Here is a 14,612-nt window from a genome sequence, read left to right as displayed (position 1 = left end):
TCCCGTTTTCTGATTCGTTAAGTGTCAGCTCAGACGTCCAGCAGAATACGCGCTGGGTCTTCAAGCATTTCCTTAATGGCGACAAGGAATTGTACCGCTTCCTTGCCATCAATCATGCGGTGGTCGTATGACAGCGCCAGATACATCATTGGCTGGATTTCAACCTTGCCGTTGACCGCCATCGGACGCTCCTGGATCTTGTGCATACCCAGGATAGCTGTCTGCGGCGGGTTCAGAATCGGCGTCGAAATCAGCGAACCAAAGATACCGCCATTGGTGATGGTAAAGGTTCCGCCGGTCATGTCTTCGATGCCCAGCTTGCCATCTTTCGCCTTGGTGCCGTACTCGACAATCTTCTTCTCGATGTCTGCCAGCCCCATCGCGTCGGAGTCGCGCAATACCGGAACAACCAGACCACGGTCGGTGGATACGGCCACGCCGATATCCTGGTAGCCGTGGTACACCATGTCATTGCCATCGATAGAGGCATTCACTGCCGGGAAACGCTTCAGCGCTTCGGTCGCAGCTTTGGTGAAGAACGACATGAAGCCAAGCTTGATACCGTGACGCTTAACAAAGCTGTCCTGGTATTGCTTGCGCATTTCCATGATCGGCCCCATGTTCACCTCGTTAAAGGTGGTGAGCATGGCTGCGCTCTGCTGTGCGTTCACCAGGCGCTTGGCAATGCTGGCCCGCAGACGGGTCATCGGTACGCGCTTCTCAGGACGCTCACCAGAGGCCACATTGACCTCAGGCATAGCCGCAGCCGGTGCAGCTGCAGCAGCGCCGCCGGCTGGTTTGTTATCAATGTGACTCTGCACATCTTCCTTGGTGACCCGACCGTCTTTGCCAGTGCCTTTGACGGAATTGGGGTCAACGTTGTTCTCATCAGCCAGCTTGCGAGCAGCCGGACTGAGGATGGCATCGCCAGAGGCAGCGGCTTCCTCTTTTGGAGCCTCATCTTTCGGCGCTTCTTCTTTCTTGCTCTCGGCAGGCTTGGATTCGCCGGCCGCGCCTTCCTTGAATTTGCCGATTACTTCACCGCTTTCCACGGTATCGCCTTCGCCCTTCATCACTTCTTCGATCACACCGTCGGCGGGCGCAACGACTTCCAGGACGACTTTGTCGGTTTCAATATCGACAATCAGCTCGTCTCGTGAACAGGCTTCACCCGGCTGCTTGTGCCAGGTCGCAACGGTACCCTCTGCGACCGACTCCGGGAAAACGGGGGCTTTAATCTCAGTTGACATTACAGATCCTTAGTTCGGTAGCTCGTCAGATTTCAAACGCGTCGTTTACCAGCTTCTTCTGCTCTTCAATGTGCACAGACATGTGCCCACAGGCGGGAGCAGCGGAAGCCTCGCGACCGGCATACTGGAGGTACAGCTTTGGGTTCAGTCGGTGGAGCGCATTTCTCATGTGATGCTGGCTCGGGTACCAGGCACCCTGGTTCATCGGCTCTTCCTGGCACCAGACCACGTTCTTCAACTTGGTATATTTGGCCAGCATAGCGTCCAGATCGTCACCCGGGAACGGGTACAGCTGCTCGATTCGGAAGATCGCGACGTCATCGCGCTCTTCTGCCTTCTTCTTCTCGAGAAGATCGAAGTAAACCTTGCCGCTGCACATGATCAAGCGCGTCACTTTCTTCGGATCAGACGGCTCTTTCTCTGGCAGAACTGTCTGGAAGGTGCCTGAAGTCAGGTCGTCCAGATCGGAGGTAGCTTCTTTATGACGAAGCAGACTCTTCGGCGTAATCGCAACCAGCGGCTTACGCAGCGGACGCTTCACCTGACGACGCAACATGTGGAAGACCTGAGACGGCGTTGTCGGCACGCACACCTGAATATTATGCTCGGCACTCAGCTGCAGGAAACGCTCCAAACGGGCGGAACTGTGCTCTGGGCCCTGGCCCTCATAACCGTGAGGCAACAACAGCGTGAGTCCGCACAGACGGCCCCACTTGTGCTCGCCACTGGTCAGGAATTGGTCGATTACTACCTGTGCACCGTTGGCGAAGTCGCCGAACTGGGCTTCCCAGACAATCAAGCCACTGGGTGCGGTAGTCGCGTAGCCATACTCGAACGCCATGACAGCTTCTTCCGACAGCAGCGAGTCGTAGATTTCGAACAGCGGCTGATCGTCGGATAGCTGTTCCAGAGCAATGTGCGTTGCGCCATCCTTCTGATTATGCAGCACCGCGTGACGGTGGGAGAAGGTTCCCCGACCAACGTCCTGACCGGTAATCCGGATCGGATGCCCTTCGTCGATCAACGTGGCGTAGGCCATCACTTCGCCATAGCCCCAGTTGATGGGCAGCGCGCCGGCGGTCATCTTCTCGCGGTCGCTGACAATCTTGGAAACCTGGCGCTGAACACTGAAGCCTTCCGGCACGGCGGTCAGCTTCTTACCCAGCTTCTGAATCGTCTTCAGAGCAACGCTGGATTTGCACTTGGCTGTCCACTCGTGACCAAGGTACGGCGACCAGTCAACGTAAAGCTCCTTGTTGGGCTCCTTGACCAGGGATTTGACCACGTGCTCACCGTCATCCAGTGCGTCACGGTAGTCATTCTCCATCTGCTTGCCTTCTTCTTCGGTGATGACACCCTCGGCAATCAGTTTTTCGGCGTACAGGTTGCGTGTGGTCTTCAGCTTACGGATCTTCTCGTACATCTGCGGCTGGGTAGCTGCAGGCTCGTCGGCTTCGTTATGCCCACGGCGACGGTAGCAGACCAGATCAATGACCACGTCGTTCTTGAATTCGTTGCGGTAATCCATTGCCATCTGGGTGGCAAACATGACCGCTTCAGGGTCATCCGCATTCACGTGCAGGATCGGCGCCTGAACCATCTTGGCGACATCGGTGCAGTACTCGGTTGAGCGTGCATCTTCCTGCTTGCTGGTGGTGAAGCCCACCTGGTTGTTGATCACGATGTGGATGGTGCCACCCACACCGTAGCCGCGAGTCTGGGACATCTGGAATGTCTCCATGACCACGCCCTGGCCGGCAAACGCTGCGTCACCGTGCATAATAATCGGAACAACCTGGGTTCCGTCGGGATCGTTTCGGCGGGTTTGACGGGCCCGAACCGAGCCTTCAACAACCGGCGATACGATTTCCAGGTGCGACGGGTTAAACGCCATCGCCAGGTGCACTTCGCCACCCGAGGTCATCACATTCGAGGAGAAGCCCTGGTGGTACTTAACGTCGCCTGATCCGGAATCCGCAAGCTTCTTGCCTTCGAACTCATCGAAAAGCTCTTTCGGGTTCTTCCCGAGCGTGTTCACCAGAACGTTCAGGCGGCCACGGTGCGCCATACCCAGAACGATTTCCTTGGCGCCATAAGAACCAGCTCGCTGGATCAGCTCGTCAAGACACGGAATGAGTGCTTCACCGCCCTCAAGACCAAAGCGCTTCACACCCGGGTACCGAGAACCCAGGTATTTTTCAAGGCCTTCGGCGGCTGTCAGGCGCTCGAGAAGATGTTTGCGGGTCTTGGCTTCGTAGTCCGGACGTGACCGGACCGGCTCCATGCGCTGCTGGAACCACCGCTTGATACGGGTATCAACGATGTGCATGTACTCGGCACCGATGCTTTCACAATAGGTACGGCGTAGACCATCGATGATATCTCCGAGCCTCATGGTCTCGGAGCCAAAATTCAGGGAACCAGTCTGGAACTCCAGGTCGTTGTCGGAGTCTGAAAGCTCGTGAAACCCAGGATCAAGATCCTCTACCTGGCCTCGCTGCCAAACGCCCAGCGGATCCAGCTTCGCTTCCTGGTGACCACGAAAACGGTAGGTATTAATCAACTGGAGGACGCGAATCTGCTTCTTGTCGGCATCGCTGGTGGCACTGGCGGGGACACCTCCACTGGCAAGAAAGCGCTGATTACGGGAGATGTGTTCAAACTGTTCGCGGATTGAAGAATGTGCGACGTCGCGGCCATGAGAGCCATCGACGCTGGGAAGCTTGTCAAAATAGCTACGCCACTCTTCGGGAACGGCATTGGGGTCTGTCAGGTAGGTTTCAAAAAGCTGTTCAACGTAGGCCAGATTTCCACCCTGCAAGTGGGAAGTCTGCCATAACTGCTCCATGATGCTTTCGTGCATTTTGAATAGCTCACCTTGGGCTGGTGCGGGGGAGCGCAATATGGTCGGCCAGGGGTAATTCTTAGTCAATACGGGTTTTTACGGGATCGACTTTGGCCACCACACTCGACGTGGATGTTTTCCATTCCCCGGTGGTTTTTATACTCAGCAATCCGTGCATCAACCTTTTAAGCTTCAGTCACGGCCTGCGTAGTGTGCACCCGGGTAAGACTTTTGACTATAAGCCTTTGGTTGAAGGCCCCGCGTCGTTGCGGGGCCTTCAGGGTGCCTAACCTAGTCAGGACAGTATAGCGCCTGGTCCAGATCTTGCTGGTTAGGAAGCTCTCTGCAACAGGAGGTTGCGAATGTGGCCGATAGCCCTCGTGGGGTTCAGGCCCTTCGGGCAGACGCTAACACAGTTCATGATACCCCGGCAGCGGAAGACACTGAACGGGTCATCAAGATCCTCCAGTCGCTCGGCCTGTGCGGTATCGCGGCTGTCCGCCAGGAATCGATAGGCCTGGAGCAGACCAGCCGGGCCAATGAACTTGTCCGGATTCCACCAGAACGATGGGCAAGAGGTGGAGCAGCAGGCACAGAGAATACACTCGTACAGGCCATCCAGCTTCTGCCGATCTTCAGGCGACTGCAGCCGCTCAATGGCGGGTGCAGGGTTATCGTTAACCAGGTACGGCATAACCTTCTCATACTGCTTGTAGAAAAGGCTCATGTCGACGACCAGGTCACGAATCACTGGCAGGCCGGGCAACGGGCGCAGAACCAGCTTGTTGTTTTTAACAACCTGGGAGAGCGGCGTAATGCAGGCCAGACCATTCTTGCCGTTCATATTCATACCATCGGAGCCACAGACCCCTTCACGGCACGAACGGCGGTAGGACATTGACGCATCCCGCTCCTTGATGAGATTCAACACATCAAGAACCATCAGGTCTTTGCCTTCCGGGATCTCGACTTCCACGTCCTGCATGTAGGGCGCGTTGTCAGCTTCCGGATTGTAACGATAAAGGCTTACTAACATCTTTGGCACTCCCCTTTAGTAAGTCCGAATCTTCGGCTCAAAAGTGTCCACGGTCTTCGGCGCGAAATTCACCGCGCGCTTTCCGACACGCTTGTCAGCCGGAAAGTACATGGAATGCTTCAGCCAGTTTTCGTCGTCACGCTCGGTGAAATCGTTACGGGCGTGAGCGCCGCGACTCTCTTTACGCTCGAAGGCGGAAATCGCGGTCGCCAATGCAACCTCGTACAGATTGTCCAGCTCCAACGCTTCGATCCGCGCAGTGTTGAACGCGTTACTGGTGTCTGCCAGCTTGGTGTTGCGAACACGCTCACCAATAGCTTCCAGCTTCTTAAGGCCCTCTTCCATGCTGCTGCCATCGCGGAATACACCGAAATACAGCTGCATGCAGCTTTGCAGGTCCTTGCGAACGTCCGCTACGCTTTCGCCCTCGGAAGCACCATCCAGACGTTCAAGGCGCGCCATGGCACGCTTGATGTCTTCTTCGCTGGCGCCGTCGACTTCAAAACCACCGCGCAATTGCTCTTCGATGTGCAGACCGGCAGCCCGGCCGAAGACAACGAGGTCAAGTAGCGAGTTGCCACCCAGGCGGTTAGCACCGTGTACCGACACACACGCAGCCTCACCACAGGCAAACAGGCCAGCGATCGGCTTGTCGTTACCGTTTTCATCTTGCGTCAGCGCCTGACCACCAACGTTCGTTGGAATACCGCCCATCATGTAGTGACAGGTCGGAACCACCGGAATGGGCTCTTTGACCGGATCCACGTGGGCAAAGGTGCGCGACAGCTCACAGATACCCGGCAGGCGCAGATTCAGGGTCTCTTCACCCAGATGATCCAGCTTCAGCAGTACGTGATCCTTCTCGGGACCGCAGCCGCGACCTTCCAGAATCTCGATAACCATGGCCCGGGCGACAACGTCACGACCGGCGAGGTCTTTAGCGTTCGGAGCGTAGCGCTCCATGAACCGCTCGCCTTCGGCATTGATCAGATACCCACCCTCACCGCGACAACCCTCGGTAACCAGCGTACCAGCACCGTGGATACCGGTCGGGTGGAACTGCCACATCTCCATGTCCTGCATCGGGAAACCGGCGCGCAGCGCCATGCCAACACCGTCGCCGGTATTGATCAGTGCGTTCGTTGTGGATGAATAGATTCGACCAGCGCCGCCCGTGGCAAGCACGGTAGCCTTGCTCTTGATGTAGGCAACTTCACCGGTTTCGATCTCAATGGCGACTACGCCAACCACTTCGTCTTTGCTGTTCTTGACCAGATCTACCGCATACCACTCGTTAAGGAACGTGGTACCACCCTTCAGGTTAGCCTGGTACAAGGTATGCAGCAGCGCGTGCCCGGTACGGTCCGCTGCGGCGCAGGTACGGGCTGCCTGAGTCGGGTCATCTGGACCCTTGGACTGACCACCGAACGGGCGCTGATAAATGCGACCCTGCTCAGTACGGGAGAAAGGCAGACCCATGTGCTCCAGCTCGAAAACGGCCTGGGGGCCAACCGAGCACATATACTCAACCGCGTCCTGATCGGCGATGTAGTCAGAGCCTTTCACCGTGTCGTACATGTGCCAGCGCCAATCATCATTGGGGTCAGCGCTTGCGATTGCGCAGGTGATACCACCCTGGGCAGACACAGTGTGCGACCGAGTCGGAAATACTTTGGTGATACACGCGGTGTTTACACCAGACTCCGTGAGTTGCAGCGCGGCCCGCATACCGGAACCACCGCCGCCAATAACAATCGCATCAAAAGACATGGTCTTTATGTTAGACATCGATTAAAGCCCCCAAATAATCTGAATACCCCAGACCACATAAATAAAAATTACCAGGACGGTAACCGCCTGAAACAGCATGCGCTGACCTGCGGATTTTATGTAGTCGGTCGAAACGGTCCAAAGCCCAACCCATGCGTGACCACCGATGGACAACAATGCCAGCAGAGAGAAGATCCGGAACCACACTTGCTCAAAAAGTGCTGACCAGGACTGATAATCGACGTCGGTGGTGACAAAAAAGCCGAGCAGGAACAAGGTGTACAACGCCAATACGTAGGCAGAGACACGCTGGATGATCCAATCCTGGATACCGTTACGGCCAATGTTCGTTACGCTGTTCATGCCCATACCCAAACTCCTGCCAGAACGATGAGGATGACGGAAACCACAACCGTGATCTTCGAGGCGAGACGCCCGCTTTCCAGCTCTTCACCAATGCCCACGTCCATGAGCAGGTGCTTGATACCGGCAACCAAGTGGTACAGCAGAGCAGACAAAATGCCCCAGGTAATCAGCTTTGCAAGGAAGCTGTCCAGCAGGTCACTTACACGACTGAAGCCCTCTTCCCCGGACAGGGAAAGCTGAAGCCCATAAAGCATGAACGCAACACCAACAAAAATGATGATGCCGCTGATGCGGTGCAGAATGGACGTGATGGCTGGCAGCGGAAAATGAAACTTGCCGAGATCGAGATTTACTGGTCGTTTGCTATTCACAGCGCTCTCACACTCTCTCTTTATTCCACATATCCGGAAACCCGGTTGCGGATGGTTGGTATGTAAGGATCAGCGATCAATACGAGACTGATACGCGATTGGCTCAGGAGGAAGGATCATACTCATGAATCCGGCAGCTACGTGGCGCCAGAGTGAGGCATATCCCCGATTCCGGGCTACGGATTATAAGGAGTACCCCTATTAATTACAAACGCGCAACTCGCCGCACGCCACGGAATTCAGGGGTTTAAGCCAGCTATAAGACCTATTGACAAGGCCGATTTGGCGGCTTTTTCTACTCTGTGGGGGATATCCCTGATTTACAGCAGCGACTAAAAACCGGGTTTTCCGGACTCTTTCATTGACAAAAAAAGCCAACGCCCTATATTTTGCCGCCAGTTTTGCGATAATACGCGCCTTCTAGCGCATCTAAAAAAGTAGATATAGCTGACAAGCTGACATATAGGAGAGCACCATGACCGACAGGAAAGCCACGCTCTCGGTGGGTGATAAGTCCATTGAGTTACCGGTATATTCCGGCACCGTCGGCCCTGACGTTATCGACGTACGAGGCCTAGTCCAGGAAGGCGTTTTCACTTACGATCCAGGCTTTGTATCCACAGCGGCCTGCGAATCAGCCATTACCTACATTGATGGTGCAAAAGGCGTCCTCCTGCACCGGGGCTACCCTATTGAGCAGCTTGCAGAGCACTCCGATTACCTCGAAGTTTGCTACCTGCTGTTGAAAGGTGAACTGCCAACCGCGGAAGAGAACAAGCGGTTCCATGACACCATCAAGAACCACACCATGCTTCACGACCAGATGCGCAATTTCTTCCAGGGCTTCCGCCGTGACGCGCACCCGATGGCTATCATGTGTGGCGTTGTTGGCGCCCTGTCGGCGTTCTACCACGACCAGATGGACGTGACCGACGAGCATCAGCGTGAAATTACCGCGCATCGCCTGATTGCAAAGATGCCCACCATTGCAGCCTGGTGCTACAAGTACAGCATTGGTCAGCCGTTCATGTATCCGCGCAACGACCTGTCCTACTCCGAGAATTTCCTGCAGATGATGTTTGGTGTTCCCTGCGAGGAATACAAGCCGAACCCGATCCTGGCCAAGGCCATGGACAAGATCTTCATTTTGCACGCCGATCATGAGCAGAACGCCTCCACCTCTACCGTTCGCCTGGCCGGCTCTACCGGCGCCAACCCGTACGCCTGCATCGCCTCGGGCATCGCTGCGCTGTGGGGCCCGGCACACGGCGGCGCTAACGAAGCGGTTCTGGACATGCTGGCCGAAATTGGTGACGAGTCCAACATTGAAAAGTTCATCGCCAAGGCCAAGGATAAGGACGATCCTTTCCGCCTGATGGGCTTTGGCCACCGCGTTTACAAGAACTTCGACCCGCGCGCCAAAGTCATGGCGAAAACCGCACACGAAGTGCTGAGCGAACTTGGCCTGGAAAACGATCCACTGCTGCGCATCGCCCAACGCCTTGAGAAGATTGCTCTGGAAGATGAATACTTCGTCCAGCGTAAGCTGTACCCGAACGTGGACTTTTACTCTGGCCTGATCCTGAAGGCCATTGGCATCCCGACATCCATGTTCACGGTCATCTTCGCCATGTCGCGCACCATTGGCTGGTTCTCCCACTGGAACGAAATGGTCAGTGGCGACTACCGCATTGGCCGTCCGCGCCAGCTGTACACTGGCTCCGATTCTCGCGACTATCCGGTTAAGTAACCCGGGAATCAGCGTCTACCGCGACGCAACAATGGAAAGGCCGCTGACTGTAGCGGCCTTTTTTTTGCCTGCTAACGGCTTGCTCGGGGCAGAATCGGGAGTATTCACCGAGCCTGTGATACCTTTTAGAACAGCCGCTTAAAATCACGTCACTTAACACAGAACAACACTGGAAAACCGGGAGACACTGACTATGACAACTACCGTCAGCTTTATCGGGCTGGGCGTAATGGGCTATCCAATGGCTGGACACCTGGCAAAGGCCGGGCTCAATGTCAGAGTCTGGAACCGCACCCCAGCCAAAACCACGCAATGGGCGCAGGAATACACCGGAACGCCCTGCCAAACCATCCCTGAAGCCGTCGATGGCGCCGATTTTGTCATGACCTGCGTCGGTGCCGACAAAGACCTGGTTGAAGTTTTCAAGGGCGATGATGGCATCATTGCCAAAGCCCCCAAGGGCGCTATCCTGGTGGACCATACCACCGCTTCTGCCGGGATTGCCGAGCAGCTGGCCGCATCCGCCAGCCAAAATGGCCAGGGCTTTATTGATGCGCCGGTGTCAGGCGGCCAACAGGGCGCCGAGAATGGCCAACTGACTATTATGTGCGGCGGCTCAGACACGGACTTCACCAAAGCCAAGCCGATTCTTGAGCTCTACGCCCGCGCCCTGACCCTCATGGGGCCCGCAGGCAGCGGTCAAAAGACCAAAATGGTCAACCAGATTGCCATCGCCGGACTGGTTCAGGGCTTGTCCGAGGCCCTGCACTTTGCTGAGAAGGCCGAGCTGGACGTCCAGAAAGTGGTGGATGTGATCTCCAAGGGAGCTGCCCAATCCTGGCAGATGGAGAACCGCTCCGGGACCATGATTGCCGGGGAATTCGACCACGGCTTCGCGGTCGATTGGATGCGCAAGGATCTCGGCATTTGCCTGGCCGAAGCCAACAAAGTGAATGCCTCGCTACCGGTCACCGCACTGGTTGATCAATTCTATGGTGACGTCCAGGCCATGGGCGGACGTCGATGGGACACATCCTCCCTGATCCAGAGACTTCGCAAACTGCGCTAGGAGCGTTGCCGAACAACAGCGCATAGAAAAAGGGGGCCGAAGCCCCCTTTTCTTTTCACTGCCGATCACTCAGATCAGCGGCAGTTACTGACTACTTTTCTTTAGGCTGCCATTTCCCGTTCACATACCAGGCAGACCAACCCGTCGCCTTGCCATCCTTTTCAGACATGACGTACTGCTCCTTGGACTTCCTGCTGTAGCGAATAACAGTTGGATTGCCCTCGGGGTCCGCTTCCGGCGCCTTCATCAGGAACTCGTACTTGGGGTCGATCTCGTCGCGATGCGGCTTGATTTCCTTTACCAGCGGCGGCCGTGTTTCCCGGTTCTTGGGGAATTTGCTCGCAGCCAGAAACAACCCGGAGGCACCATCACGCAGTACGTAGGTGTCATCCACCTTCTGGCATTGCAGCTCCGGCATGGGCACCGGATCCATTTTCGGCGGCGCAGGCTCACCACTTTTCAACAGCTTACGAGTATTTTTACAAGTATCACTTGTACACCCAAAGTACTTGCCGAAGCGCCCGGTTTTAAGCTGCATCTCAGAACCGCACTTGTCGCAATCCAGCGTCGGACCATCATAGCCCTTGATGCGGAAGGTGCCCTGCTCGACCTCGAAGCCAGAACAGTCCGGATTGTTGCCACACACGTGCAGCTTCCGGGTTTCGTCGATCAGATAGCTGTCCATCGCGGTACCGCACTTGGCGCAGCGGCGCTTCTTGCGCAGCAATCGGGTTTCGCCCTCACCCTCGACATCTTCGTCAGCGCTGACCACTTCATCCCCTGAGGTAAGGTTGATGGTGGTTTTGCAACGCTCCTTGGGCGGCAGCGAGTAACCGGAACAGCCCAGGAAGACCCCTGTGCTAGCGACCCGGATCTGCATATTGCGAGAACAGGTCGGACAAGGAATATCGGTCTCCGTTGGCACGTTCGCGCGCATGCCACCGTCCTCAGAGCTCTCTGCGGTTTCCAGCTGCTGCCGGAATTTGCCGTAGAAATCATTGAGCACCTTCTTCCACTCGACATCGCCTTCGGCAATCTCGTCCAGCTCGCCTTCCATCCGGGCGGTAAAGTCGAAATCCATCAGATTCGGAAACGACTCGGACAGGCGCTCGGTGACAATTTCACCCATCTTTTCAGCGTAGAATCGGCGGTTCTGCAGCCGGACATAGCCACGATCCTGAATGGTGGAAATGATCGATGCATAGGTCGAGGGCCGGCCAATACCCTGCTTCTCCAGCTCTTTGACCAGACTTGCCTCAGTGTAACGCGGCGAGGGCTTTGTGAAGTGCTGGCTCGGATCCAGCTTCTTCAGGTCCAGAACCTCGTCTACCTTGATATCCGGCAGAGCCACGTCTTCGTCTTTTTTGGACGCCTGCGGTGCCGCTTTCAGGAAGCCGTCAAACTTGATGATCCGGCCCCGGGTACGGAGCTCGTAATCGCCATTAGCGACCACAATGGAGGTGCTGAGAAATTCCGCATCCGCCATCTGGCAGGCAATGAACTGGCGCCAGATCAGGTCGTAAAGCTTCTCCGCATCCTTTTCGAGACCACTGATATCCGCCGGACGACGGCTAACCTCAGTCGGACGGATGGCCTCGTGCGCCTCCTGGGCACCCTCCTTGCTGCCATACACCCGCTGCTTCTCGGGCAGGTAACGCTCACCGAACTGCTTCTGGATGAACTCCCGGCAGTTGGTCACGGCGTCCTGGCTCAGGTTGGTGGAGTCGGTACGCATGTAGGTAATGAAACCCGCCTCATACAACCTCTGGGCCAGCATCATGGTTTTTTTGACGCTGAAACCCATCCGGTTACTGGCTGCCTGCTGCAGGGTTGAGGTAATAAACGGAGCGGAGGGCCGCGACTTGGTCGGTTTGTCTTCGCGCTTGGCAACCTTGAAGCTGCCAGATTCCAGCCGGGCAACATGGTCATTGCTCTGCTGCTCATTCACCGGCCGGTAAGGCTTGTCGTCGTATCGGGTTACTTCAAACCGCACAGGCTCGGACTTGCCGGGCGCCAGATCGGCGTGCAACTGCCAGAATTCTTCCGGTACGAACTTCCGGATCTCACGCTCACGTTCGACAATCAGCCGCACCGCAACGGATTGCACCCGGCCGGCAGAAAGGCCGCGGGCAAGCTTTGCCCACAACAGGGGCGACACCATATAGCCAACCACACGGTCGAGAAAACGACGGGCCTGCTGGGCATTAACGCGGTTGTTATCGAGGGTACCCGGGTCTTTAAACGCGTCCTGGATGGCTCGCTTGGTGATCTCGTTGAAGACAACACGACGGTATTTTTCAGGTTCACCGCCGATGGTCTGCTGCAGATGCCAGGCGATGGCCTCTCCCTCGCGATCCAAATCCGTCGCGAGATAGATGTGGTCCGCAGATTTCGCCAGCCGTTTCAGCTCGCTGACCACCTTCTCCTTACCAGGCAACACCTCATACCGGGCATCCCAGTTCTTGTCGGGATCAACACCCATCCTTGCAACCAGCTGCTCACGGGCCTTACGCTTTTTGTGCGCAGCCTTTTCTTCCGGGGCCATCTTTCGGGTTGCCGCCGCTTGGCGGGCCCGCTCTTTGGGATCGGTTTGGGACCCACTGCCACTTACGGGAAGATCACGGATGTGCCCGACGCTCGACTTAACAATAAAGTCGGAGCCCAGGTATTTGTTGATGGTCTTCGCTTTCGCAGGTGACTCGACAATTACGAGACTTTTTCCCATATCGGAGATCTGTATCCTTGGCGATAAATCGGTCAATTCGTCAGCAAACCGTAAACTCGCTGCAAAATCAGTCGGCTAGAAAGAACAAAATAGCCGCTATTCTGTGTAAGCCCACTGTTTTACAGGGTCAAGAATAGCAAGACAACCCATTATTTCACTTACACCCTGCTTTTTTGCCAGACTATAAATAGGAAAGCCCGGCATGGTGCCGGGCCTTCCTGGAACGCTCTTGCTCAACGTATTGAGCAGATTAGAGACGTTCCCACACCGTTGCGATGCCCTGCCCCAGACCGATACACATGGTGGAAACACCAAGCTTACCGCCTTTGGCCTGCATAACATTCAACAGGGTTGTGGAGATTCGCGCACCAGAACAGCCCAGCGGATGGCCCAGGGCAATCGCACCACCGTTCAGGTTCACTTTCTCTTCCATTACGCCCAGTAGCTTCAGGTCCTTCAGAACCGGCAGAGACTGACCCGCAAACGCTTCGTTCAGTTCCCAGAAGTCGATATCTTCAACTTTCAGGCCTGCGCGCTTCAGGGCTTTCTTGGTAGCCGGAACCGGACCGTAACCCATGATCGCGGGATCACAGCCGGCAACCGCCATGCTGCGAATCCGGGCCATCGGCTTCAGGCCCAGGGCTTCGGCACGCTCTGCGGACATCAGCACCATGGCAGCAGCGCCATCGGTCAGCTGTGATGAAGTACCCGCAGTCACGGTGCCGTTCTTCGGATCAAACGCCGGACGCAGCTGACCCAGGGACTCGGCCGTGGTCTCAGGACGGATGGTTTCGTCATGCTCGATCAGCACTTTGAAGCCATTTTCGTCGTGACCTTCGATCGGCACGATTTCGTTCTTGAAGCGACCTTCTACGGTTGCTTCCTGGGCCAGGCGGTGAGACCGGGCACCGAACTCATCCTGCTGTCCGCGGCTGATGCCGTGCATCTTGGCCAGCATTTCAGCAGTCAGGCCCATCATGTTCGAGGCCTTGGCTGAGTACTTGGACGCCGCCGGGTTGTGGTCGAAACCTTCGGTCATGGGTACGTGCCCCATGTGCTCGACACCACCCACCAGGAACATATCGCCATTGCCAGTCTGGATAGCCTGGGCTGCGGTATGAATGGCGGACATGGCCGAACCGCACAGGCGGTTGACGGTCTGGGCAGCAGACTCGTGAGGAACACGGGTCAGCAGGGAAATCTGCCGAGCCACGTTAAAGCCCTGTTCCTTGGTCTGGTTTACACAGCCCCAGATCACATCTTCTACTTCTTTCGGGTCAAGCTTCGGGTTGCGCTCAAACAGTGCTTCGATCAGCGCAGCTGACAAAGTCTCGGCGCGCACGTTTCTAAAGCAACCGTTCTTGGCACGACCCATCGGAGTCCGCACGCAATCGACGACGACAACGTCTCTCGGATTAAGGCTCATAGAT

Annotated in this window: 10 protein-coding genes; 2 read left to right on the top strand and 8 right to left on the bottom strand. The window is 56.2% G+C overall.

Annotated elements, in window-relative coordinates; all coding sequences use genetic code 11:
* Positions 1-29: 29 nt before the first annotated feature.
* The 6 genes from odhB to sdhC form a co-directional block, all read right to left on the bottom strand.
* Positions 30-1,250 (bottom strand): 2-oxoglutarate dehydrogenase complex dihydrolipoyllysine-residue succinyltransferase, encoded by a 1,221-nt coding sequence (gene odhB / locus FCS96_RS14805; protein ID WP_138441154.1) that lies wholly within the window; start codon positions 1,248-1,250, stop codon positions 30-32.
* A 25-nt stretch (positions 1,251-1,275) separates the two neighbouring features.
* Positions 1,276-4,113, bottom strand: coding sequence for a 2-oxoglutarate dehydrogenase E1 component (locus tag FCS96_RS14800; protein WP_138441153.1), 2,838 nt, complete (start codon positions 4,111-4,113; stop codon positions 1,276-1,278).
* 313 nt (positions 4,114-4,426) lie between these two features.
* Positions 4,427-5,131, bottom strand: coding sequence for a succinate dehydrogenase iron-sulfur subunit (locus tag FCS96_RS14795; protein WP_138441152.1), 705 nt, complete (start codon positions 5,129-5,131; stop codon positions 4,427-4,429).
* A 15-nt stretch (positions 5,132-5,146) separates the two neighbouring features.
* Positions 5,147-6,919 (bottom strand): succinate dehydrogenase flavoprotein subunit, encoded by a 1,773-nt coding sequence (gene sdhA, locus FCS96_RS14790; protein ID WP_138441151.1) that lies wholly within the window; start codon positions 6,917-6,919, stop codon positions 5,147-5,149.
* 3 nt (positions 6,920-6,922) lie between these two features.
* The gene (sdhD, locus tag FCS96_RS14785; RefSeq protein ID WP_228264121.1) at positions 6,923-7,270 is read right to left on the bottom strand and encodes a succinate dehydrogenase, hydrophobic membrane anchor protein; all 348 of its coding nucleotides are present in this window, start codon (positions 7,268-7,270) and stop codon (positions 6,923-6,925) included.
* Positions 7,261-7,638 carry a succinate dehydrogenase, cytochrome b556 subunit gene (gene sdhC / locus FCS96_RS14780; protein ID WP_138441150.1) on the bottom strand — a complete coding sequence of 126 codons (378 nt, stop codon included), beginning with the start codon at positions 7,636-7,638 and terminating at the stop codon, positions 7,261-7,263. Before sdhC ends, sdhD begins: the two co-directional genes overlap by 10 nt.
* A gap of 475 nt (positions 7,639-8,113) precedes the next feature.
* On the opposite strand from sdhC, the gene gltA reads away from it, so the two are divergent.
* Together gltA and FCS96_RS14770 are read left to right on the top strand one after the other, a co-directional pair.
* A complete protein-coding gene (gene gltA, locus FCS96_RS14775) occupies positions 8,114-9,388 on the top strand; it encodes a citrate synthase (protein ID WP_138441149.1) in 1,275 nt (424 codons plus the stop codon).
* 193 nt (positions 9,389-9,581) lie between these two features.
* Complete coding sequence (locus tag FCS96_RS14770) at positions 9,582-10,457, top strand: NAD(P)-dependent oxidoreductase (protein ID WP_138441148.1); 876 nt, start codon at positions 9,582-9,584, stop codon at positions 10,455-10,457.
* Positions 10,458-10,548: 91 nt separating this feature from the next.
* On the opposite strand, the gene topA is transcribed toward FCS96_RS14770, so the two are convergent.
* Positions 10,549-13,182 carry a type I DNA topoisomerase gene (gene topA, locus FCS96_RS14765; RefSeq protein WP_138441147.1) on the bottom strand — a complete coding sequence of 878 codons (2,634 nt, stop codon included), beginning with the start codon at positions 13,180-13,182 and terminating at the stop codon, positions 10,549-10,551.
* Positions 13,183-13,432: 250 nt separating this feature from the next.
* Positions 13,433-14,608, bottom strand: coding sequence for an acetyl-CoA C-acyltransferase FadA (fadA, locus tag FCS96_RS14760; RefSeq protein WP_138441146.1), 1,176 nt, complete (start codon positions 14,606-14,608; stop codon positions 13,433-13,435).
* Between the last annotated feature and the right edge of the window lie 4 nt (positions 14,609-14,612).

The sequence above is a fragment of the Marinobacter alexandrii genome (assembly GCF_005871205.1).
Taxonomy (GTDB): Bacteria; Pseudomonadota; Gammaproteobacteria; order Pseudomonadales; family Oleiphilaceae; genus Marinobacter; species Marinobacter alexandrii.
Note: the sequence above shows the minus strand (reverse complement) of the source record. Positions and strands in the feature narration are given on the sequence as shown.

Excerpts from the sequence above, each read along its gene's own strand:
- sdhA (WP_138441151.1), bottom strand. The coding sequence starts at position 6,919 with ATGTCTAACATAAAGACCATGTCTTTTGATGCGATTGTTATTGGCGGC.
- topA (WP_138441147.1), bottom strand. The coding sequence starts at position 13,182 with ATGGGAAAAAGTCTCGTAATTGTCGAGTCACCTGCGAAAGCGAAGACC.
- FCS96_RS14795 (WP_138441152.1), bottom strand. The coding sequence starts at position 5,131 with ATGTTAGTAAGCCTTTATCGTTACAATCCGGAAGCTGACAACGCGCCC.
- FCS96_RS14800 (WP_138441153.1), bottom strand. The coding sequence starts at position 4,113 with ATGCACGAAAGCATCATGGAGCAGTTATGGCAGACTTCCCACTTGCAG.
- FCS96_RS14770 (WP_138441148.1), top strand. The coding sequence starts at position 9,582 with ATGACAACTACCGTCAGCTTTATCGGGCTGGGCGTAATGGGCTATCCA.
- fadA (WP_138441146.1), bottom strand. The coding sequence starts at position 14,608 with ATGAGCCTTAATCCGAGAGACGTTGTCGTCGTCGATTGCGTGCGGACT.
- sdhD (WP_228264121.1), bottom strand. The coding sequence starts at position 7,270 with ATGGGCATGAACAGCGTAACGAACATTGGCCGTAACGGTATCCAGGAT.
- odhB (WP_138441154.1), bottom strand. The coding sequence starts at position 1,250 with ATGTCAACTGAGATTAAAGCCCCCGTTTTCCCGGAGTCGGTCGCAGAG.
- gltA (WP_138441149.1), top strand. The coding sequence starts at position 8,114 with ATGACCGACAGGAAAGCCACGCTCTCGGTGGGTGATAAGTCCATTGAG.